Below are 22,649 nucleotides of genomic sequence, written 5' to 3' on the forward strand. Positions count from 1 at the left end.
ATTTTGCCGGTATTTTGAATGGTGTCCTTCAATGTAATGGCATCACCGTCCACCACCCAAATCACGCTCTCTTTACCAATACCGCTAATGTATACCGTGTTGGTGGCGTCATCGGCGACCAGCTCACGCGGCTGCAGTGGGCGAACGTCTTCAGAACGCTTACGCGCATCCAGCACCAGACGTCCTTTCACCGCGCCCGTTTTGGCATCCATTGCCGTCACCGCGCTGTTTACCGTGTTGCCGAACCACAGCGTTTGCGTGGCGTTGTTGATGGTGGCGCCAAACGGTTTGAGATCGTTATGAATAACCTGAGTCACTTCGAGGGTGACCGGGTCAAGACGGTAAACCACCCCGCCGGTATCCAGTTTGCGGCTCTGCGAGGTCGCCAGCCACAGCGCGTTCTCTTGCTGACTGTACGCCATTTCATAGGCGCCTTTGCCCACGGCTTTGCGCAGCAGTTCTTCTGCAGCCTGCGTAGTAAAAGATGATGCAACGAGCAGTGAACCTAACAGTAAAGAACCACGCAGACGCGGCGAAAACAGATGACGTAAAGACATGACGACTCCCTTTGATAAATTCGTTTGTTACTGCTTCACATAGCTTCAATGAGCAAAATCATGGTTTTGCCTTTCTTAGGAATGAGAATAGTAATCATTATTCATCTCAAAGTGGAGCACTTCTTCACATATTGACTACAATCGTTGTCATTGCCCGAAAAACTAGCGCAATTCAGCAGCGCTAAAATTCATCTTTTATAAAAAAATTCACGCGCTTATCGCTGGTGTTACGGCGTAAGCATCATTAACTGGCCTTGTTCATGACGATTTTTGCATCCCGCTACACTGCACTTCCTGTTTCTTTACTGCCTGTCTTCCTCTCGCCTTATGCCGTGGCAGAAAGTGAGATAAACGATCAAACGCTGATCGTTAGCGCGACACCACAGTCCGTTTCTGAACTGGACACCCCTGCCGCCGTCAGCGTCGTTGACGGAGAAGATATGCGTCTGGCAACGCCGCGAATTAATCTGTCTGAATCCCTGACCAGCGTCCCTGGGCTACAGGTGCAAAATCGGCAGAACTACGCCCAGGATCTCCAGTTGTCGATTCGCGGATTTGGTTCGCGAACCACTTATGGCATCCGCGGCATTCGTTTGTATGTCGACGGGATCCCGGCAACCATGCCGGATGGGCAGGGTCAAACATCCAATATTGATATCAGCAGCGTACAAAATATTGAGGTTTTACGCGGCCCCTTCTCTGCTCTGTATGGCAATGCGTCTGGTGGAGTGATGAATGTCAGCACTGAAACGGGACATGAGCCGCCAACCATTGAAGCCAGCAGTTATTACGGCAGTTTTGGCAGTTGGCGCTACGGGTTAAAAGCAACGGGCGCACTGGGCGATGGCACACAGCGAGGGGATGTGGATTACACCGTTTCAACAACCCGGTTTACCACCCATGGTTATCGCGATCGCAGCAGCGCACAAAAAAATCTGGCCAATGCCAAACTGGGCGTGCGCATGGACGATACGAGCAAACTAACCCTGATTTTCAATAGCGTAGAGAGTAAAGCTGACGATCCTGGTGGTCTTACCGAGTCGGAGTGGCAGGCCAATCCGCAGCAATCTCCCCGCGCTGAGCAATACAACACGCGAAAAACCATCAAGCAGACCCAGGCAGGATTGCGCTATGAACGCCAGCTTAGCGCGAAGGATGATATCAGCATCATGACCTATGCGGGGGAGCGTGAAACCACTCAGTATCAGTCGATCCCGATGTCCCCGCAGTTAAAACCGTCTCATGCCGGAGGCGTTATTACCCTGCAACGTCATTATCAGGGGATAGACAACCGCTGGACTCACCGTGGCGAGCTGGGCGTACCCGTGACCTTCACCACCGGTCTGAATTACGAAAACATGAGCGAGAACCGTAAAGGCTACAACAACTTTCGCCTTGATGATGGCGTGCCAGAATATGGTCAGAAAGGCGACTTACGACGTCACGAACGTAACCTGATGTGGAATGTCGATCCCTATCTGCAAACCCAGTGGCAATTAACGCAGAAACTCTCGCTGGATGCCGGCGTTCGCTACAGTTCGGTGTGGTTTGACTCTAACGATCGCTATATTACGCCTGGTAACGGAGATGACAGCGGTGACGCCAGCTATCACCAGTGGTTACCTGCCGGATCGTTAAAATACGCCATCACCGATGCCTGGAACGTCTACCTGGCCGCGGGACGTGGGTTCGAAACGCCCACCATCAACGAGTTGTCTTACCGCTCCGACGGCCAAAGTGGGATGAATTTTGACCTACAGCCTTCCACAAACGATACCGTGGAAATCGGCAGTAAAACGCGTATCGGCGATGGGCTGTTTACCGCAGCGCTATTCCAGACCGATACCGATGACGAGATCGTGGTTGACAGCAGTAGCGGCGGGCGGACAACCTATAAAAACGCTGGAAAAACTCGCCGTCAGGGAGGTGAGTTATCCTGGGACCAACGCTTTGCCGCAAGCTGGCGCGTAAAAGCTGCATGGACCTGGCTGGATGCGACCTACCGCAGCAACGTCTGTGGCGATCAAAACTGCAACGGCAACCGCCTGCCTGGCATTGCGCAAAACATGGGATTTGCTTCGCTGGGCTACGTGCCTGATGAAGGTTGGTATGCGGGAACTGACGTTCGTTATATGAGCAACATTATGGCCAATGATGAAAATACGGCGCAAGCCCCGTCCTATACCGTAGTGGGTTTAAATACCGGCTATAAATTTTATTACCGCAGTCTGATGATCGACCTGTTCGGTCGGGTGGATAATCTGTTTGATAAGTCCTACGTCGGTTCGGTGATAGTGAATGAGGCAAATGGTCGATATTACGAACCGGCGCCAGGACGAAACTATGGCGTAGGGATTAATCTGGCCTGGCGTTTTGAGTAACACTGGCGGGAATGACTCCCGCCATCCGTTTTACGCATCGTCTGCAAGACGAATCACCACTTTACCGAAGTTTTTGCCGGTCAGCAGGCCGATAAAGGTCTGCGGCGCATTTTCCAGACCGTCGGTGATTTGTTCGCGGTAATGGATTTTGCCCTCTTTAACCCAGCGCCCCATCTCCCGCTGAAACTCCTGAATGCGGTGACCATAATCCTGACCAATGATAAAGCCCTGCATCCGAATTCGCTTTTTCAGCAGCGTTGCCATCAGCAAAGGTAATCTATCGGGTCCGCCTGGAAGCGCTGTGGCGTTGTAACCGCTGACCAGTCCGCACAGCGGAATGCGCGCAGAGGTATTGAGCAATGGCAGAACGGCGTCAAATACCTTACCGCCGACGTTTTCGTAGTAAATATCGATCCCCTGCGGACAGGCTTTTGCCAGCTGTTGCGCAAAATCTTGTGCATGGTGATCGAGGCAGACATCAAAGCCCAAGACCTCGGTGGCATGTCGGCATTTCTCTGCCCCGCCTGCAACCCCGATCACCCGGCAGCCTTTGAGCTTACCAATCTGCCCTACCGTTGCGCCAACCGGGCCGGTGGCGGCGGCCACAACCAGCGTTTCCCCCGCTTTTGGCTGACCGATATCCAGCAGCCCCATATAAGCAGTAAATCCTGGCATCCCCATCACTCCCAGCGCCCAGGAGGGATGTTCGGGATTATTGCCAAGCTTCACCAGCCCGTTACCGTCGGAGATGTCATAGTCCTGCCAGCCGCTGTAGCTCAGCACCCACTCGCCTGGCTGGTAATCAGGATGGTTGGAGGACACCACGCGACTCACGGTCCCGCCAACCATCACGCCGCCAATCTCTACCGGCGGGGAGTAAGACGGCTCATCGCTCATGCGTCCACGCATGTAGGGATCGAGGGAAAGAAAAATGGTGCGCAGTAAAACCTGGCCTTCACCCGGCGTTGCCACCTCATCGTCTTCAAGTCGGAAGTTTTCCGGGACCGGCGCGCCATGCGGGCGGGAAGCCAGTACCCAGCGGCGATTGCGATTAGTCTGTTGACCCATGATGTGCTCCTCTGCTTTTGGCATGATTCCATCAATAGTAGCAGCCTGTGTCCGCCAGTTAGCTGACGACATGATTTAACCGCACAACCAGGTAAACGCAGGGGTGTGCGGTTTCATTGATAAACCGACAATCATTCGGCGGGCCAAGCTCCAGGCAATCGCCAGCCCGCATTTCATGACGCACGTCCCCTTCCACAAAGACTAATTCCCCCTGCTGTAGCCAGATAAGTTGTCTTGCCTGCACGTAGGAAGAGGCTGGCATCGGGATATCGCTTCCGGCAGGCAATTCTATCTGCACCAGATCAATAGGCAGATCGCTGCGCGGTGAAACGTGGCGGCGCAGATAGTGGCTTTGCGGGTCGTGCCAGACAGGCTGATCAGCGAAGCGCAGCAGCTTGCCCTCCTGCATTTCGGCCCGCGCCATCAGCATAGACATGCTGATACCAAAGGCACCGGAGAGCCTGCCCAGCAGCGTGGCCGTTGGGCTGCTCTCACCGCGCTCTATTTTATGGATCATCGCCCGCGACACGCCTGCGCGTTCAGCGAGTTCCGTCAGAGACCAGCCGCGAGACTCCCGCTCAATGCGAATTCTTGCACCGATCCGTTGATTTATGCTGTCTTCAATAGTATTCATATTGTAATACTATAGTGAACAATCCCTGAGGTTCAACATGTCCATTCGATTTGCCAGCAAAGAAGACTGTGCCGCCATTGCAGAAATCTACAACCACGCGGTACTGCATACGGCGGCTATCTGGAACGATCAAACGGTCGATGCCGAAAACCGTATCTCATGGTATCAAGCCCGCCAGTTGATGGGCTATCCGGTGCTGGTGAGTGAAGAGAATGGCGTGATTACAGGGTACGCCTCCTTTGGCGACTGGCGTAACTTTGATGGATTCCGTCATACCGTTGAACATTCGGTATATGTCCATCCTGCTCATCAGGGTAAAGGCCTGGGACGATCGCTGCTCAGCAGGTTAATAGAAGAAGCCCGCGCGTGCGGCAAGCATGTGATGGTTGCGGGCATTGAGTCTCAGAATCAGGCGTCGCTGCATCTGCACAGCACGCTGGGTTTTAAAACCACCGCGCAAATGCCACAGGTTGGCACTAAATTTGGGCGCTGGCTGGATCTGACTTTTATGCAGTTGCAGTTAGACGATCGCCGCAAACCGGATGCCAGCAGATGAACCAGACGCTAACCCTCTCCTTTCTGATTGCCGCAGGTATTGGTCTGGTGGTGCAAAATACCTTGATGGTACGCATCACGCAGACGTCCTCGACGATCCTCATCGCCATGTTACTTAACTCTCTGGTCGGGATCGTGCTGTTTGTCAGCATACTGTGGTTTAAGCAAGGTATGGCGGGGTTTGGGGAACTGGTTTCCAGCGTGCGCTGGTGGACGCTAATCCCTGGCTTGCTGGGATCGTTCTTTGTTTTTGCCAGCATCAGTGGATACCAAAATGTGGGCGCTGCAACCACTATCGCAGTGCTGGTGGCCAGCCAGTTAATCGGCGGACTGGTGCTGGATATTCTGCGCAGTCATGGCGTACCGCTGCGGGCGTTGGTGGGACCGGTCTGCGGCGCGGTGCTGCTGGTCGTTGGGGCCTGGCTGGTGGCGAGACGTTCGTTTTAATTGCGCTTATCCGGCCTGAACATGCAAGCCGGATAAGGTGTTACTTCGCCATCTGGCAACAACGAATTAAAGGATTGTGCCGCCTTTGGTCAACTGTTCGCGACGGGTTTCCATATCCTCTTTATGCTGACGGCCATGATGTGCGATAGCCGTACGCAAACGCTGTTGCTGGGTGTAACGTTCTTCCCGGCTCAGCACGACATCATCGCTGAGTTCAATCAGCAATTCATTCATATGCGTAATGACGCTCTCTTCAATGGCGGCATCAACACGTGCGCTGACCTCATCCAGATGCGACATAACCTCTCCTTAACTCATTAATTTAATTTTGCTTTTGAAAAATCGCTGCCCATCAGGCTAACGCTGTATCCGCTGACGTTGCTGCGCGTCGCGTAAAACGTTTTCCCGTTTGCCAACGCAATCCACGGAGCCTGCTGGTAGAAAATCTCTTGCGACTGCTGGTAAAGCGCGGCGCGTTCTTCCGGTTTACTCACCAGTTTCGCCTTTTGAACCAGCGAATTATACTCTTTATCGCACCAGCGCGCGGCGTTAGATCCGGTTTTAATGCTGTCACAGCCCAGCAGTACATCGGCGAAGTTATCCGGATCGCCGTTGTCTGACATCCAACCGAACAACGCGGTGTCATGCTCACCTTTACGCATTCCGGAGAGATATTCGCCCCACTCGTACGACACAATTTTCGCCTTCACGCCAACCTTCGCCCAGTCGCTTTGGATCATCTCGGCAATCCGTCGGGAGTTCGGGTTGTATGGGCGCTGAACCGGCATTGACCACAGCGTCGCTTCAAAGCCGTTTTCCAGTCCCGCCTGTTTCAGCAGATCTTTCGCTTTTTGCGGGTCGTAAGCGTAATCCTGCAGATCTTTATTGAACCCCAACATATTCGGCGGAATTGGCGATTTTGCAACCGTACCGGAACCTAAAAAGACGGCGTTAATAATGGCCTTTTTGTCTGTCGCGTAGTTAAGCGCCTGACGCACCAGCACGTTATCAAACGGTTTTTTCTCGGTATTAAACGCCAGATACCCGACGTTCAGCGCTTCAACCGAATGCAGTGTCAAATCTTTATTCTTCTTAATCTCGTCAAACTGTACGGGCGCAGGCGCCGGAATTATCTGGCATTCATTGGTTTGCAGTTTCGCCAATCGGGTCTGAACGTTTGGCGTGATTGAGAAGATCAGGTGCTTCGTGGGGACGGCGCCGTCCCAGTAGTTCGGGTTGGCGAGATAGCGGATTTGCGAATCCTGTTTGTACTGCTGCAACACGTATGGCCCGGTGCCAATTGGCCAGTTATCGACGTTTTCCGGAGTGCCTTTTTTCAGCATCACGTCGGCATATTCCGCAGAGAGGATGGAGGCAAAATCCATTCCCCAGTCGGCAAGAAACGCGGCGTTAGGTTCATTAAGGATAAACTGAACGTGATAATCATCGACCTTCTTCACTTCTTTAATCAGTTTATCCAGACCGACATCGTTGAAGTATTCGTAGCTTCCCTGAGAAATTTTGTGGTACGGATGATCGGCATCTTTCTGTCGTAATACCGAGAAAACCACGTCATCAGCGTTGAAGTCACGGGTTGGTTTGAAGAATTTATTACTGTTGAATTTCACGCCCTGACGCAGGGTAAAAGTGTAGGTCTTACCGTCCGGCGAAATCGTCCAGTCCGTTGCCAGAGACGGAACTGGCGTATTTTTTACCGGATCAAAGTTGATGAGTCGGTTGTAGAGCACCTGCGAGCTGGCTACAAACGATGGACCGGAACTGGCGATTTGCGGGTTAAATGACTCTGGCGACGCTTCTGAGCAGTAAATGAGAGTGTCAGTATTGGCCGCGAACGCCGCGCCTGATGGTAAGACGGCGCTGAGCGCCAGCGCGAGTAACGTTTTCCTTGCAATCATGGTTATAAGCCTTCTTATTTTATTATTAACCGGGATATCAGAGCATAGCTGACAAAAACTGACCAATAACAAATCACTATCAGGTTATTCTAATCCGGTGTATTTTGCTGAATAATTCATCACCCTAAGCGAATTAATTTCCCTTAAGTCTTTTTCAAAACGTCAAGATTTTTCCCGGCACTCTATGCCATGAAAATTCGCCCCTTTTTGCCTCTCTTCCACCGTTTGCTCGTTTTTATAAAACGTAAAGTAGATACGTGAAGAAGTCTAAGGGGTAACAACGTGGCAAAAACTCTCTTGCGCAGCGGCAATTTGGATGACTATCAGGCCGTGGGCGGCGGTGGTCAGGCCGTGTTTGATTCAGCATTGCAAATTCGTGAAACGCTTCGCCTGCGTAAACAGCAGGCGATGGTGGATTGTCTGGCGATCCCACAGATTAATGACAACGGCGATCGCGTTGACTGGTATTCGCCGATTGAAGGGAAAGCCGTTGCATGGAAAGCCGCTGATGAAGAGGCCCGTTTTCGTGCGCTGCGCTATCTGGGGAGCACGCTGGAAAATGCGGCGGCGCTGAGCCGTAAAAGTCTGCAATCGGGTAAAACCTCCCTGCAACTGTTTGGCTCACTGCTGGAAAAAGCCATCCAGTTTCCTGGTGAGAATCACGTGTTTCTGGTTGAAGGTAAACCCGTTATTACGTTCTGGGGTTTCGTCAATCTGAATGAAAATCCTCGCGACGATGTGCTCGATTGCCTGCGCCTTGCCGATATTCCTCCGGTCGTCACCGTAGCAGAGCCTGAGCCGGAAGAGGAAATCACTGCCCAAATCACCTTCGCCGAGGCCGAGGCGCCTTTGCTGACTCCAGTGGTTGAGCTAGCTAAACCGGCTGAACCTGAACCACAACCCCCGGTCGTTGTTAACGAACCTGAAGTCTCGCCGCCGCTCGCACAGAAGAAACCCGCACGCCGCCTGCCGTTGTGGAGCCTGCCCGTTGCCGCGGTGATCATTGCAGCCATGGTTGGGCCGCTGCTGTGGAAGCAACAGCCCACCCCGCCCGTACCCGCTGTTCCCCCTGCAGACGTCGCTAAGTCAGATATAGCACCGCTGCCAGAACTGACATCTGCACTGCCGCTGCATCGGGCTGAAGTGGTTCCGGTCGCCAAAAAAGAAAAACCTGTCGAGGGACCGGTCGTGATCGCCGCGATTCCAAAAGATGCGCTGGTGATGGATGCCAACCAAATGAAGGCAGGAACGACGCGTTTTCTCAACGGTAACTGGCGCGTAATGGTTGATGTTAAAGATCCGGTTAGCGGTAAAGCGCCGTCGCTGCGCTATCAGATCCAGGCCAATAAAGGCACTGCGCGCGTGGTTCATGGCGACAATATTGTTTGTCGTGCCGAGATTTTCTCCGGTTTGCATCAGTCAGGTGAATTAATGATTAAGAGTCGCGGGAATGCCCGTTGTACGGACGGGTCACGTTATCCGATGCCGGAAATTACCTGCAAAGCGGGAACCAATGACGTCGCCGCCTGTACCGCACGTTATGACGATCACGCGGAAATCCCTCTGACGATCAAAAAGATAGGTGCCTGATTTTATGTTGGTGAATCTGTGTGACTACAAACAGAGCGTGACGCTCATCGCCAATAGCGGTGTGCAATTTCTGGATTTTGGCCTGACGCCGCAGGAATCTGCGCACCATGGCCGCTTTGTGCGCAAAACGGCAAACGGTCCCCTGCTGCGGCTGGATTTCGATCTGACAACCGGACGTTATACCTTACCAGGCAGCACCGGCGGTCAGCCCGAAGTGGTGAAGCCGGAAAGCACCCAGAAGCTGCATTATTCGCTGGACGTGCTCGACGGTGTCTGGCTGCCGCTGCCGTTCCTGCGCTTTAATCCGCCGCGTACGTTCGTTGAAGGCCCGGATAACTGGGCGCGCGTACAGGTGCGAAAGCTGGCGCAACCTGACAGCGCGGGCAACACCCACCGCGTCACCGTGGCGCTGGACAGCCAGCTCACTGAAAATGCCCCTGCGGCGTTAACCCCCAACGAAAATGACCTGCTGAACGGTACGCGATTTGCGCTGGCCTGGCATGACAACGAAATTGCCGATTTCCTCGACCAGACCTGGATTGACGGCTGGTTGCGCGAATCCTTTATGCATCATGTCACACAGCTTGAGAACCGCTCAGAACAAGAGATCCAGCAGGCGCTGCGTAACTTTGAATATCAGGCGCACTGGCTGAATGTGCTGACCCTGTTAGGCGAGCAGCTTTCCGTCCCGGAAGTGAAACTGGTCACGCATACCCTCAGCACGCCCGCCATTCCCGTTGATCTTATCCTGGATATCGGTAACACCCATACCTGTGGCGTCCTGATTGAAGATCACGGGGATGCCAATGACGGACTGCGCCAGACAGCCGAATTGCAGGTGCGTTCGTTAAGCGAGCCACAGTTTCTCAACGATCCGTTGTTCACCAGCCGACTGGAGTTTTCCGAAGCGCGTTTTGGTAAGCAGCACTTTTCCGTGGAGAGCGGTCGTGATGATGCCTTTATCTGGCCGTCGATTGTCCGCGTTGGCGATGAAGCCCGAAAGCTGGCGATGCAGCGCATGGGCACTGAAGGCAGCAGTGGGATCTCCAGCCCGCGCCGTTATCTGTGGGACGAAACGCCGGTGTTGCATGACTGGCGCTTTAGCCAGATGAATGGCAAAACCCAGCGCGAACCACTGGCTACCGCCTTCCCGCTAATGAACCTGATGAACGATGACGGGCAACCGCTGTTCAGCCTGCCGCAGGATGATCGTCTGCCGGTATTCTCACCGCAATACAGCCGCAGTACGCTGATGACGCATATGTTGTGCGAAATACTGGCCCAGGCGCTGGGGCAAATTAACAGCGTGGCGACGCGTTTGCGCCTCGGATTCCCGGCATCTCCTCGTCAGTTGCGTACGCTGATCCTGACCCTGCCGTCGGCGATGCCCAAACAGGAGCGTGAGATTTTCCGCCTGCGCATGTTTGAAGCTATTGCGTTGGTCTGGAAAGCAATGGGCTGGCACCCGCAGGATGAAGACTTCACCACCCGTAAACAGCAGGAAAAGAGCGTGGTTCCCGTACCTGAGATCCAGATGGAATGGGATGAGGCCAGCTGCGGGCAACTGGTGTGGCTGTATAACGAAGCTATCTCTCACTACGATGGTCACACCGAGTCGTTCTTTAACGCCCTTGCCCGCCCGGACCGTCTGCCGGAGCCTGGTGAGACTAAAGGTCGTGCGCTGCGCGTGGCATCGATCGACATTGGCGGCGGGACAACGGATATGGCCGTCGTCCATTACCAGCTTGATGACGGCGTGGGTACAAACGTCAAAATTACCCCGCACCTGCTGTTCCGTGAAGGCTTTAAGGTTGCGGGCGATGACATGCTGCTGGACGTGATTCAGCGTTGCGTGTTGCCTGCGCTGCAAACCCGTCTGCAACAGGCTGGCGTGACCGACGCCGCCGCATTGCTGGCTACGCTATTTGGCGATTCCGGGCGCATCGACACCCAGGCGATTTTGCGTCAACAAACGGCGTTACAACTCTTTATGCCGCTCGGTCATGCGGTACTTTCAGCCTGGGAACAAAGTGATATTAACGATCCGGTAGCGGGTCTGCATGCCACCTTTGGCGAACTCCTGAGCCAGCAACCAACGCGCAACGTACTGAATTACATCCAGCAGGCTATCGATCATGCGTTACCTGCGGGATCGCCAGCGTTTGATGTGTTGAGCGTGCCGTTACAGGTGCAGTTCAGGCAGTTACAAGAAGCGTTACTGGCGGGCCAGTTTACCCTGACCTCCCCACTGCACGCGGTCTGTGAGGCCATTTCACACTATCGCTGCGATATTTTATTAGTGACCGGCAGACCCGCCTGTTTACCGGGCGTACAGGCGTTGATCCGCCATCTGCAGCCCGTTCCGGTTAATCGTATGATCTGGATGGATAACTACCGCGTACATGAGTGGTATCCGTTCAGCCAACAAGGGCGGATTGGTAACCCCAAATCCACTGCAGCAGTTGGTGCCATGTTGTGTAGCCTGGCGCTGGATCTACGCTTGCCGCGTTTCAACTTTAAAGCTGCCGATATCGGCGCTTACTCGACCGTACGTTATCTCGGCGTGTTGGATAATACGGTCAATACGCTGCGCGATGAGAACATCTGGTATCACGATATCGATCTGGATAAGCCCGGCGCGAAGCTGGATGCCCGCCTGCACTTCCCATTGCGCGGCAACGTTACGTTAGGTTTCCGTCAACTGGCCAACAGCCGTTGGCCTGCCACACCGCTGTATACGCTCAGCATAAATTCTGCCGAACTGGCAAAAACCATCGCCGGAGATGGCGTGTTGAATGTACGGCTGCAGCTACGCGGTGGTAGCAAAGAAAGCGGCCCGGAGTTCTTCGTACTGAGCGATGCGTGGTTACAGGATGGCACTCCCGTTGCCGCCAATGCCTTAACGTTAAAACTGAATACGCTGGCAGACCGACGCCATAGCGGGAGCCATTACTGGATTGATAGCGGGAGCGTGTACCTGAAATGAGTAAGATGTTAAACACCGCGCAGGCCGCCATCGAGTGGGTAACTGATACCCGCCAGCGTGCGGCGCGTCTTGATGATGAAGCGGATGCCCTGTTGGCGCAGCTCACCCTGGCCGCCGTTAATGAATCTGCGTTGAAGACGACCTTTTCATCGCGAGGATGCGTTGGGCTTTACGGACATTCGCAATCGGCAAAAGCGCACCTGCTCACAGCATTGTGCAGCAACGCCAATGGCAAAGTGAATATCGTTACCCCGGATCGCAGCTTTGATTACTTTTCACATATTAATCCTGGTCATGCGCCAACCAATATGGCGATCCGCTTTACGCGTGATGAAAATCCGCTCGATGGTGAATGGCCGTTGCGCCTGCGGCTACTCAGTGAAGCCGAACTGGTACAGCTATTTATTACCCAGTTCTGTGCGCTTGCGGACAACCGCCAGGTCGAGAAATCGATTATTGAGGCGCGCCTGGAAAAATGGCAAACGTTGCGCCAGCGTCATCCGGTGCCGGGCATTACCGCGCATGATGTCGCGGCAATTGGTCGTTTCTGGCGCGCCTGCGTACCGGCCAGACAACAGCAATTTGACGACGCGCTATGGCATCAGTTTGCCACGCTGCTACCCGCTCTGGATCTGACTACCCGGGCAAACGCCTGGGCGTTACTGTGGGGAGAACAACCAGAGTTGACGCAACAGTGGTTGGCGCTGGCGCATACGCTGCAACAAACCGGGAGCGCGCAAGAACTCGCGGCTCCGCTGAGCCTGCTGGTTGACCATTTTGGTTTACCTGCCGAGAGTTTCCTGACTCAGGTAGCATTGAACGGGAATGAGGCGCAAAGCGATGTGGTGGTTCATCCAATAGAAAATGATCAGTTGCTCAATGCGGTCAGCCTTTCTCAGGCTTCGCTGGCGCTGCTCACGCGCGAGCTGGTCCTGACGGTTGAAGACGCGGTACTGGAGAATGTCGATCTGCTGGATATTCCCCTCGCCCCGGATGTTCATCCCCATCCATTGTGGCAGGCCAAATTAGGCTGGATGCTGGAACATTATCGCCAGCATCTGCAACCGGATGTACTTTTAATCTGTAATGCGGTATCTACCCGCTCCCAGACGCCCGCCATCACCCGCAAACTACTGGGCTGGGTTAACGACACTCAGCCCGTACATGACGCCGCATTGCCGGGAGTGGTCTGGGCCATTACTCCGCAGGATGCGCGGTTTAGCACTCAGCAAAATCTTGATGAATCTGTGCAGCAATTAATGGGCAAGCCCGGACTGCACTGGGGCACGCTGCAGGCGCTGGATAAACACAGCTTACAACGCCTCGTCGAATGGCTGACTCAGGCAACCTCACCCCAGCAACGCCAGGCGAGATTGACCTCCCTGCGTGAGCAGCACCAGCAGCGTGTACGCGAAACCCTGATCGGCTGGATTAACCCCGTTGAAACCGAATCGGGTAGCAATGAGTCGGTGATCCGCCAGCTCCAGGCCCAGGCGGCAAAGCATGGCGAACTCCTGGACGGTTTGCTCCCGCCGATGCGCCTCTTTGAGTCGCTGCTGCGTGTTCAGCAGCCGCGCGAGGAACAGGTGAGCGGATTATTTAATGAAGAGATTGACCTGTTTGCCGAGGTGCGTGACACACCGCACTCGCCGGAAAGCAAAGAGACCGGGTATCAGGCGCACAAAATGTGGGTTAACCACGTGCGCCAGTGGTGTCGCGATGAAAATAATGCGCGCCGTTTACGTCTCGAGCCGCGTACGCTAAGGCAGGTTGCCGATATCCTCGTCACCACCAGCTATCGGCTGGAAATGCCGCAACGCTTACAGCGCATTATGCAGCGAGAAAACGTCTGCGCCGCGCAGCTTCACGCCGATATTGGGGATTTTATTACCTGGCTTGGATTTGCCAGCGTGGCAGAGGAACAGCGTCCGGCCAGCAGGATCCAAAAAGGATCGGCTATTTTTAGTGCCCCGGCGCAACAGCCGATGTTACGGTTGACGAAACTGGATGAACAACCTTCGCATGGCGCAAGCCGTTACGTTTACGACTGGCTGGTCGCTTTGTATACCCGCGCCAATGAAAACGTGGGATATCAGCATCCGCAGGATGTTTGCGCAGCCGACAAAAAACGATTAGATGCCCTGCTTTCCTCCTGAAACGGCGTTTACGCCGTCATCAGAAGAGAGAAAACATTAACGCGACGGGAAAACTCATCGGCCAGGTCGCCCCGACTAATACCGCGCTGAGAAAACGAATCCGCTTTTTATCGCGGGAAAGAAACCAGGTGATGATTGCCGTGATAGCGGCCATCACCGCATAAAAAACCAACATTTTTTGGTACAGAGACATGTCAGGCATCCGGGCCGAAAGGTAAAATCGCGCGCAATATGCTCTTTTTCATGACCCACATCAAGTTTTATTAATTATTTTAAGAGAAACGCCGGTAAAACAAGCCGTTTTCATTATGTTCAGAATCCGTACTATTGCGGATAGTTATAACCCGTACTATACCCATAAGGGTTAAAACGAAAGGTGGCACAAATGAATGTTTCCAGTAAAACTGTGGTGCTGATAAATATATTTGCTGCTGTAGGACTTTTCAGTCTGATTTCCGCAAGGTTTGGCTGGTTTGCTTGATGTCGTTCTTCTTGATTAATTGCAGCGTCTGCTGGCAGAGAGGCTCTTCTCTCTGCCATTAGTACACGATTTTCCCACTCTCCTGCCACCCGGTAAATTATCCTTAGTATGTAATCCCCCTAATCCTTCTGCAGCATTATATTGCCCGCATAACGGCTCGGTGTTGTGCCGGTATGCTGATGGAAAAAAGCGATAAAAGCACTGTCACTGACAAATTCCAGATATTGCGCCACCTGGCTGATCTGCCCCCCGTCAGCCAGCATCTCCATGGCTTTTAATAGTCTAAATTGCTGCCGCCAGCTCTGATAATTCATCCCGGTATCCCTGGTAAATATTCGACTGATCGTCCTCTCGCATGCCCCAACCCGTTGGGATAATTGATTTAGTCGTGGTGGCAACTCGCCCATACGTACTCCTTCAAGCCACACGTTCAGCCGTGGATCTGAGGGAAACTGCAATGTCCAGTTTTCACTGTGGGCGGCCCGCATTTCCTCACAGAAAACGGTGATAAGACTGGCCTGCTGCGCGGCAGGCATTTCCCATGGCCAGAAAGCCATACGTTCTATTACTTCAAAAAAGAGAGGATTAACGTCGACTATCTGCAGCGGTAACTTAGATAACGGCAATGTAGTTGAAAAATACAACGAACGATAAGCCATCACCCCGCGCATTATGGCGCGATGTACCGTACCAGCCGGGATCCAGACCGCGCGCCGTGGCGGTAGCAGACACAGGGCATGCTCCAGCTCAATCGTAATGCTTCCCGCTGCCGAAAAAAGTAGCTGATGACGAAGATGGCTATGCCGGCCGGAATCGTGTACGCCCATCTCGGAGGCAATCCCGATTACCGGTTTATCAAAGCTATCCGCATCGAAATCATCATCCGGGGCAATTTCCATTATCTGTCCGATATTTGATATTTAAAGTCTTGATAATGGTAATGCGACACCTCCCTTTCAGCAATAATGCCCGCCAGTTTTCTGTCTCTCTGGATATTGCTATGAACACCCTTCGCCGCCCGCCGCTGTGGCTTCTTACTTTGCTCATTATGTTTCCGCAACTGGTGGAAACCATTTATAGCCCGGCATTGCCAGGAATCGCCACGTCTTATCACGTAAGCAGTGAACGCGCGGCGCAAACACTCTCCGTTTATTTTATTGCCTTCGCCATCGGCGTGGCGATGTGGGGTTGGCTGAGCGACTGCATCGGTCGACGTTGGGCGATGCTGGCAGGACTTATCTGCTATGGGTCAGGTTGTGCCCTGGCCGTGGTTGCCACTGACTTCAGCGTTTTGCTGCTGGCGCGGATGATCTCAGCCATCGGCGCGGCTGCCGGGTCAGTGGTGGTACAGACCATGTTACGGGACACATATGAATCAACTGCACTATCCCGCGTCTTTTCCGTGATGGGCGCTGCGCTGGCATTGAGTCCCGTTTTCGGCCTGCTAAGCGGAGGTTGGTTGGTTAGCCTGTATGGTCATACCGGTGTATTTATTGCCCTTGTGCTGCTGGCGCTGCTACTGCTGCTACTGACTGCGACCATGCTGCCAGAAACCCGGCCCGAAAATACGCTCAAACCCAACCTTGCTGCACTGCTCTCCCGCATGATGCGTGACCGCGAGCTGTGGAAAAATACCATGCTGGTTGCGCTGCTGAATACCATGCTGTTTAGCTATTACAGCCTGGCTCCGTTCCTTTTCGGGCAATTGGGATGGAGTTCCAGAGCCTTTGGCTGGACGGGGGGACTACTTGCGTTTGCTTCGCTGTCGGGCAGCCTGCTGAACCGGAGATTATTGACGACAGACCTGACATCGGAACAGAGGGTACGTTATGCCTGTGCGCTGGCAGCATTGTCAGGCCTCGCCGCGTGGTGGTTACAGCACTCCGCGTGGATTCTGATACCGGTTTTCGGCGCGGTGATTGCTTATGGCATCGCGATCCCCAATGTGCTGAGTCAGGCCCTACGCCACTATCGTGAACAGGCCGGGGCCGCCGGTGCATTATTCGGATTAAGCTATTACCTGTTGCTGGGAATGATGCTGGGGGTGGCAGGCATGGTGCAACAACTGGGGCTGGTTCTGAGCATCTGTGCGCTACTTGCCTGGATTTGCAGCTTGCGCCGCGGATAACCCACAAAGCCCTGACATTAATAAGCCGGGGCTTTGTTGTATCAATTAGCCTGACCTCGCGGATATTTCCAACTTACCGCCGTCCGATGGCGACGAGGCCAGTGGCGCGAATAATATAGACACACGTTTGCCAGTATTTAGCTATCCGTGTCGCATTTATTGCTCGCGCTTCAGATATTACTCATGCTTGATCATGACATGGCGAACAATCGTGTAATCTTCCAGCCCGTAAACCGACATATCCTTGCCATAACCAGACTGTTTTTGTCCGCCGTGCGGCATCTCGCTGACCAGCGTGAAGTGGGTATTGACCCAGGTGCAACCATACTGCAGGCGAGCGCTAAATCGATGCGCGCGCCCCACATCCCGAGTCCAGACTGAGGATGCCAGGCCGTATTTCGAATCGTTTGCCCACGCCAGCACCTGATCTTCATCCTCAAATACGGTGACGCTGACCACCGGACCGAAAACTTCCCGCTGCACGATAGCATCTTCCTGCTTCGCCCCGGCCAGCAGCGTCGGAGCAAAATAGTAGCCTGCGCCGTCCACTTTTTTACCACCGGTGATGACTTTGATATGCCCCAGTGCTTTGGCTTCATCGACCGCTTTAGTCACGCGATCGAGGTGCGCCTGCGAGCTTACCGGCCCCAGCTCAGTCGATTCGTCATTCGGTGCACCGATTTTCAGACTGGCAACCGCGGCACCAAGTTTCTCAACCAACGCGTCATAAATGCCTTTCTGGGCATAGATTCGACAAGCGGCGGTACAGTCTTGCCCGGCGTTGTAATACCCAAAGGTTCGCACGCCGCTCACCACCGCATCCAGATCGGCATCATCAAAAATGATGACCGGGGCTTTGCCGCCCAGCTCCATATGTGTGCGCTTAATCGAAGGCGCGGTGTGCTGGATAATGTGTTCACCGGTAGCAATGGAGCCGGTCAGGGAAACCATCCGGACTTTTTCATGACCGGTCAGCGGGTCACCCACCGTTTTGCCACGGCCAAACAGCACGTTGATAACGCCAGGCGGATAAATATCTTTGGCAAATTCAGCCAGTTTAAGAGCCGTTAGCGGGGTGATTTCTGACGGTTTAATCACCACACAGTTACCCGCCGCCAGCGCCGGTGCCAGCTTCCACGCCGCCATCATCAGCGGGTAGTTCCACGGCGCGATAGAGGCCACCACGCCCAGCGGATCCCGACGAATCATCGACGTATGCCCTTCCAGATACTCTCCGGCCGCCTGCCCTTGTAGAGTACGAGCTGCCCCGGCGAAGAAGCGGAAAACGTCGACGATTGCCGGAATTTCATCGTTAAGGACACAGTGCAGCGGCTTACCACAGTTAAGCGATTCCAGCTCAGCGAAGGTTTGCGCGTTATCGGCGATAGCATCCGCCAGTTTCAGCAGCAGTTCGGAACGGACTTTCGGTGTGGTTTGTCCCCAGGTGGCAAATGCGCTGTCTGCTGCACGTACCGCCGCATCAACCTGCCCGGCTGACGCCTCGGCAATCTCCAGAATGCGTTCTCCAGTGGCAGGGTTATAGACTGGCTGCTTTTCACCTTCACCGTTGACCAGCTCGCCATTAATCAGTAATTGATGTTGCATAGCAATTTCCCATATCGTCGTTTATTTACCGTTTCCGGCGAGAGTGTCGCCTTCACGCGTTAGCCACCAGGCCCCTAAAATTGGCAGTGTTGTCACCAGCATTACCAGCAATGCCACAACGTTGGTGACAGGCACATCTCGTGGTCGACCCAGTTGATTGAGCAGCCACAAAGGAAGTGTTCTTTCATGTCCGGCGGTGAACGTTGTCACAATGATTTCATCAAACGACAAAGCAAACGCCAGCATCCCTCCCGCCAGCAGTGCCGACGCCAGATTTGGCAGCACGACATAACGAAAGGTTTGCCAGCCGTTGGCGCCAAGATCCATAGACGCTTCAACCAGACTCCATGAGGTACGGCGAAAACGCGCCACGACGTTGTTAAATACCACCACCACGCAAAACGTTGCATGGCCGACCACGATGGTGATAAAACCGGGTTCCAGGTTGATAGTTTTAAACGCCGTCAGTAGCGCCAGACCGGTAATAATCCCCGGCAGCGCGATCGGCAACAGCAGCAACAGCGATATTGCGCTTTTACCAAAAAAGTCCCTGCGCCACAGTGCGGCAGCGGCCAGCGTCCCCAGAACGAGAGCAATGGCCGTCGACAATGCAGCGATTTTAAGTGACAACGTCACAGATTCCAGAATATCGCTACGTTGCGCCGCAACGCTAAACCACTTCAGCGTTAACCCCTGCGGTGGAAAACTAAAAGCAGCCTCCTCAGTATTAAAAGCATAGGTGGCGATGATGAGGATGGGAAAGTGCAGGAAAATAACCCCGCCCCATGCCGCCATTTTGAGTAACCAGGGCGCGCGTTCAGAGTGCATCGAAAGCTCCCAGACGCTTCACGAACGCCAGATACAGTGCGATTAACACAATCGGCACCAGAGTAAATGCCGCCGCCATCGGCATGTTGCCGATCGCCCCTTGTTGCGAATACACCATATTGCCGATGAAATAGCCTGGCGGTCCCACCAGTTGCGGCACGATAAAATCGCCCAACGTCAGAGAGAAGGTAAAGATCGACCCTGCCGCGATACCCGGTATCGCCAGTGGCAGGACCACATAGCGGAAAGTCTGATGCGGACGTGCGCCCAAATCAGCGGAGGCCTGTAAGAGCGAAGGCGGAAGTCTCTCCAGCGCGGCCTGTACCGGCAGGATCATAAACGGCAGCCAGATGTAGACGAACACCAGAAAACGCCCTAACCCTGAAGTCGACAACGTATTGCCGCCTACCGCAGGTAGCGTCAGGAACGAAAGCAGCAGCGGCTCCAGCCCCAGATGGGTTAAAAACCACTGCGCCACCCCGTCTTTAGCCAACAGTAACGTCCATGCGTAGGCTTTAACAATGTAGCTGGCCCACATCGGCAACATCACAGCAATGTAAAAAAAGGCTTTCATTTTGCCACTGGTATATCGCGCCATATACCACGCCATCGGAAACGCCAGAATCGCGCTGGCAATGGTGACCGCCACCGCCATCGTCAGGGTACGCAAAATGATGTCGTAGTTGGCGGGATTAAACAGCGCCTGCAAATTCGCCAACGTCAGATCGGGCGTGACCGACATGGTGAAATCATCGAAGGTATAAAAACCTTGCCACAACAGCGTCAGTAATGAGCCGAAGTAGACGATCCCAAACCACATCAGCGGTCCGAGGAGCAGCAAAAACAGCCCCAGACCCGGATTACGCCAGAAGAACCCTGAGATCCGGTTCAGACTTGTCGACTGTGGAGGCGAATGTAAGACATTCATAGCCATTCACCTCTCCTCAACCAGCGGTACCATCACGTCGCGTGACCACGATGCCATCACCTGTTCACCCGGCGACAGCGTTGTCGGCAGCATTTCTCCCGTCAGGTTCGCCTGGCTAACCAGCAATTTTTCACCGCCGACAAGTTTCAGCTCAAAACGTGTCGCGGCCCCCTGGTACTGCACCGCCTGGATAACCCCCCGGGCCTGGACTTCGCCACTGGTATCATTCAAGCGAATGTGTTCCGGACGCAGGGAAAACATACCCTGTAGCCCGCAAACGTTCGCTGACATCGTTTCATCAAAAACATTTGATGTCCCGACGAAACTTGCCACAAACGGTGTGCGCGGACGCATGTACAGTTCACGCGGAGAATCCACCTGTTCGATGCGGCCATTATTAAACACCGCCACACGATCTGACATCGACAGGGCTTCACCCTGATCGTGGGTGACAAAAATGAAGGTGATACCCAGGGATTGTTGTAACTTTTTCAGTTCCAGCTGCATCTGCTCACGCAGCTTAAGATCCAATGCCCCGAGCGGCTCATCCAACAGCAGGACGCGCGGTTCATTGACCAGCGCGCGGGCAATCGCCACGCGTTGCCGCTGACCACCGGAAAGTTGCGATGGTTTGCGTTCATAAACAAAACCGAGCGCAACCTTATCCAGAGCTTCACGTGCTTTAGCGTGACGCTGTTTTTTATCAATACCTTTGACCATCAGCCCGTAGGCGACATTGTCGAGAATCGACATATGCGGGAATAGCGCATAATCCTGAAATACCGTATTGACGTCCCGTTCCCAGGGCGGCAATTCGCTGGCCTGCTTACCAAAAATGGTGATTGCGCCGCCTGACAGTTGCTCAAACCCTGCAATAAGGCGCAGACAAGTGGTCTTGCCGGAGCCGGATGGCCCCAGCATAGAGAAAAACTCACCGTCGTTAATCGCAATACTCACCCCATCGACTGCACGAACATCCCCGTACAGACGCGAGACGTTATGAAACTCCACTGCGTACGTCATAAAACCCCCAGCGGAATTAACGACCGCCCATAATGGCGATGTAATCCTGCGTCCAGCGACTGTAAGGAACGAATTTGCCACCTTCTGCGATCGGCGTTTTCCAGAAGGCAATTTTGTCAAAGTAGCTATAGCCGTTGGTTTCACAGCCCTTTTCACCCAGCAGCGGGCTGGCTTTACAACCTTCAGGCACGACTGGCAGAGAACCAAACCAGGCTGCGACGTCGCCCTGAACTTTCGGGGTTAATGACCAGTTCATCCATTTGTAAGCGCACACCGGGTGTTTGGCTTCGCTGTGCAGCATGGTGGTATCAGCCCATCCGGTAACCCCTTCTTTTGGGAAGACCGTGGCAATAGGCTGGCCTTCTCCTTTCAGGGCGTTCGCCTGATAAGGCCAGGCGCTGGACGCCACCACACCTTCGTTTTTGAAGTCGCTCATTTGCACGGTGGTATCGTGCCAATAGCGATGGATCAGCGCGTGTTGATCGCTCAGGACTTTGATCACCGCCTGATACTGTTGTTCGGTGAGCTGATAGGGATCGGTAATGCCCAGTTGCGGCTGAGTCGCCTTAACGAATAATGCAGCATCGGCAATATAGATCGGGCCATCGTAGGCTTGAACGCGCCCTTTATTGCTTTTTCCGTCCCCAAGTTTTTGCTCAACAAATACCACGTTCCAGCTATCCGGCGGCGTTGGGAAAATTTTGGTGTTGTACATCAGCAGGTTTGGTCCCCACTGGTACGGTGTGCCGTAAACTTTTCCGCCAACGTTAAACCACTCGCCTTTTACCACGCGCGGATCGATGCTTTTCCAGTTAGGGATCAGCGCGGTATTAATCGGCTGAACGCGTTTTCCCATAATCAGACGCAATGAGGCATCACCGGAAGCGGTAACCAGGTCGTAGCCGCCTTTTGCCATCAGGCTGACCATTTCATCAGAAGTGGCCGCTGTTTTAACATTGACCGCGCAGCCGGTCTCTTTCTCAAACTGCGAGACCCAATCATATTGTTTATCGGTCTGTCCACGTTCGATGTAGCCCGGCCAGGCAATAATATCCAGACGGCCTTCCGGTTTATCTAAGGATGTCGGGGGTTCGGCTGCCTGTGCAGTCATCAGCGTCATACTGAGTGCGCACAGGCTACTGAGGGCAAACTGCTTGCTCATAACGTCTTACTCCTGTCTAAAAAATATTGAGCGGCAGCCTTGCCGTAAATATATGTCCTTTCCTAAAAATAGTCGGGGTGTTGTAAGCGTTCCTGCTGGCGCAAGGAAATTTAATCAGGTTGTGAGCTAACGCTCATTACGCTACTGACGCTGATCGGGAGCTTTAATCTTCTGGAGTATAGACAAGGAGTTAGGTGCAACGGT

At 53.8% G+C, this 22,649-nt stretch carries 20 protein-coding genes; 8 read left to right on the plus strand and 12 right to left on the minus strand.

Annotated elements, in window-relative coordinates; all coding sequences use genetic code 11:
- The coding region (locus tag KQJ19_RS12545) for a YncE family protein (RefSeq protein WP_216403712.1) at positions 1-557 on the minus strand (557 nt) is incomplete at its 3' end.
- A 260-nt stretch (positions 558-817) separates the two neighbouring features.
- Here KQJ19_RS12545 and pqqU point away from each other — a divergent pair.
- Complete coding sequence (gene pqqU / locus KQJ19_RS12550; RefSeq protein WP_216403713.1) at positions 818-2,938, plus strand: TonB-dependent receptor PqqU; 2,121 nt, start codon at positions 818-820, stop codon at positions 2,936-2,938.
- A 30-nt stretch (positions 2,939-2,968) separates the two neighbouring features.
- On the opposite strand, the gene KQJ19_RS12555 is transcribed toward pqqU, so the two are convergent.
- Both KQJ19_RS12555 and KQJ19_RS12560 read right to left on the minus strand, forming a co-directional pair.
- Positions 2,969-4,006, minus strand: a complete 1,038-nt coding sequence (locus KQJ19_RS12555) for an NADP-dependent oxidoreductase (RefSeq protein ID WP_216403714.1) — start codon at positions 4,004-4,006, stop codon at positions 2,969-2,971.
- Between the two features lie 58 nt (positions 4,007-4,064).
- Positions 4,065-4,640 (minus strand): XRE family transcriptional regulator, encoded by a 576-nt coding sequence (locus KQJ19_RS12560; protein WP_046275593.1) that lies wholly within the window; start codon positions 4,638-4,640, stop codon positions 4,065-4,067.
- A 37-nt stretch (positions 4,641-4,677) separates the two neighbouring features.
- Here KQJ19_RS12560 and mddA point away from each other — a divergent pair, with 37 nt between their 5' ends.
- Entirely contained in the window at positions 4,678-5,196 is a 519-nt protein-coding gene (gene mddA / locus KQJ19_RS12565; protein WP_153690358.1) for an L-methionine sulfoximine/L-methionine sulfone acetyltransferase, read from the plus strand.
- Positions 5,193-5,642, plus strand: a complete 450-nt coding sequence (locus KQJ19_RS12570) for a DMT family transporter (protein WP_016156572.1) — start codon at positions 5,193-5,195, stop codon at positions 5,640-5,642. Before mddA ends, KQJ19_RS12570 begins: the two co-directional genes overlap by 4 nt.
- Before the next feature lie 66 nt (positions 5,643-5,708).
- On the opposite strand, the gene KQJ19_RS12575 is transcribed toward KQJ19_RS12570, so the two are convergent.
- A complete protein-coding gene (locus KQJ19_RS12575) occupies positions 5,709-5,942 on the minus strand; it encodes a YdcY family protein (RefSeq protein WP_016153143.1) in 234 nt (77 codons plus the stop codon).
- 17 nt (positions 5,943-5,959) lie between these two features.
- Positions 5,960-7,558 (minus strand): ABC transporter substrate-binding protein, encoded by a 1,599-nt coding sequence (locus KQJ19_RS12580; RefSeq protein ID WP_016156573.1) that lies wholly within the window; start codon positions 7,556-7,558, stop codon positions 5,960-5,962.
- Between the two features lie 282 nt (positions 7,559-7,840).
- On the opposite strand from KQJ19_RS12580, the gene KQJ19_RS12585 reads away from it, so the two are divergent.
- The 3 genes from KQJ19_RS12585 to KQJ19_RS12595 are packed head-to-tail and all read left to right on the plus strand — an operon-like array spanning position 7,841 to position 14,290.
- Positions 7,841-9,148 carry an SrfA family protein gene (locus KQJ19_RS12585; protein WP_216403715.1) on the plus strand — a complete coding sequence of 436 codons (1,308 nt, stop codon included), beginning with the start codon at positions 7,841-7,843 and terminating at the stop codon, positions 9,146-9,148.
- A 4-nt stretch (positions 9,149-9,152) separates the two neighbouring features.
- On the plus strand, positions 9,153-12,134 hold the full coding sequence (locus KQJ19_RS12590) for a virulence factor SrfB (RefSeq protein ID WP_047499137.1): 2,982 nt from the start codon (positions 9,153-9,155) through the stop codon (positions 12,132-12,134).
- On the plus strand, positions 12,131-14,290 hold the full coding sequence (locus KQJ19_RS12595) for a virulence factor SrfC family protein (RefSeq protein ID WP_151222649.1): 2,160 nt from the start codon (positions 12,131-12,133) through the stop codon (positions 14,288-14,290). Before KQJ19_RS12590 ends, KQJ19_RS12595 begins: the two co-directional genes overlap by 4 nt.
- Positions 14,291-14,309: 19 nt before the next feature.
- Here KQJ19_RS12595 and KQJ19_RS12600 read toward each other — a convergent pair whose 3' ends face one another.
- Entirely contained in the window at positions 14,310-14,483 is a 174-nt protein-coding gene (locus KQJ19_RS12600; RefSeq protein WP_016153148.1) for a GhoT/OrtT family toxin, read from the minus strand.
- A gap of 192 nt (positions 14,484-14,675) precedes the next feature.
- Here KQJ19_RS12600 and yncL point away from each other — a divergent pair, with 192 nt between their 5' ends.
- Complete coding sequence (gene yncL / locus KQJ19_RS12605) at positions 14,676-14,771, plus strand: stress response membrane protein YncL (RefSeq protein ID WP_071524268.1); 96 nt, start codon at positions 14,676-14,678, stop codon at positions 14,769-14,771.
- 119 nt (positions 14,772-14,890) lie between these two features.
- On the opposite strand, the gene KQJ19_RS12610 is transcribed toward yncL, so the two are convergent.
- Positions 14,891-15,670 carry a helix-turn-helix transcriptional regulator gene (locus KQJ19_RS12610; RefSeq protein ID WP_216403716.1) on the minus strand — a complete coding sequence of 260 codons (780 nt, stop codon included), beginning with the start codon at positions 15,668-15,670 and terminating at the stop codon, positions 14,891-14,893.
- A 101-nt stretch (positions 15,671-15,771) separates the two neighbouring features.
- On the opposite strand from KQJ19_RS12610, the gene KQJ19_RS12615 reads away from it, so the two are divergent.
- Positions 15,772-16,899, plus strand: a complete 1,128-nt coding sequence (locus KQJ19_RS12615; protein WP_216403717.1) for a multidrug effflux MFS transporter — start codon at positions 15,772-15,774, stop codon at positions 16,897-16,899.
- Positions 16,900-17,076: 177 nt separating this feature from the next.
- Here KQJ19_RS12615 and patD read toward each other — a convergent pair whose 3' ends face one another.
- The 5 genes from patD to ydcS are packed head-to-tail and all read right to left on the minus strand — an operon-like array spanning position 17,077 to position 22,445.
- Positions 17,077-18,504, minus strand: a complete 1,428-nt coding sequence (gene patD / locus KQJ19_RS12620) for an aminobutyraldehyde dehydrogenase (protein WP_016156580.1) — start codon at positions 18,502-18,504, stop codon at positions 17,077-17,079.
- A gap of 21 nt (positions 18,505-18,525) precedes the next feature.
- Positions 18,526-19,332, minus strand: a complete 807-nt coding sequence (locus KQJ19_RS12625; RefSeq protein ID WP_216403718.1) for an ABC transporter permease — start codon at positions 19,330-19,332, stop codon at positions 18,526-18,528.
- Positions 19,322-20,266 (minus strand): ABC transporter permease, encoded by a 945-nt coding sequence (locus KQJ19_RS12630; protein WP_016153152.1) that lies wholly within the window; start codon positions 20,264-20,266, stop codon positions 19,322-19,324. The genes KQJ19_RS12625 and KQJ19_RS12630 overlap by 11 nt, the downstream gene beginning before the upstream one ends.
- Positions 20,267-21,283 carry an ABC transporter ATP-binding protein gene (locus KQJ19_RS12635; protein WP_216403719.1) on the minus strand — a complete coding sequence of 339 codons (1,017 nt, stop codon included), beginning with the start codon at positions 21,281-21,283 and terminating at the stop codon, positions 20,267-20,269.
- Positions 21,284-21,299: 16 nt separating this feature from the next.
- Entirely contained in the window at positions 21,300-22,445 is a 1,146-nt protein-coding gene (gene ydcS, locus KQJ19_RS12640; RefSeq protein ID WP_016153154.1) for a putative ABC transporter substrate-binding protein YdcS, read from the minus strand.
- Positions 22,446-22,649: the final 204 nt, after the last annotated feature.

This window comes from Citrobacter sp. S46_ASV_140 (assembly GCF_018919545.1).
Lineage (GTDB): Bacteria > Pseudomonadota > Gammaproteobacteria > Enterobacterales > Enterobacteriaceae > Citrobacter > Citrobacter braakii.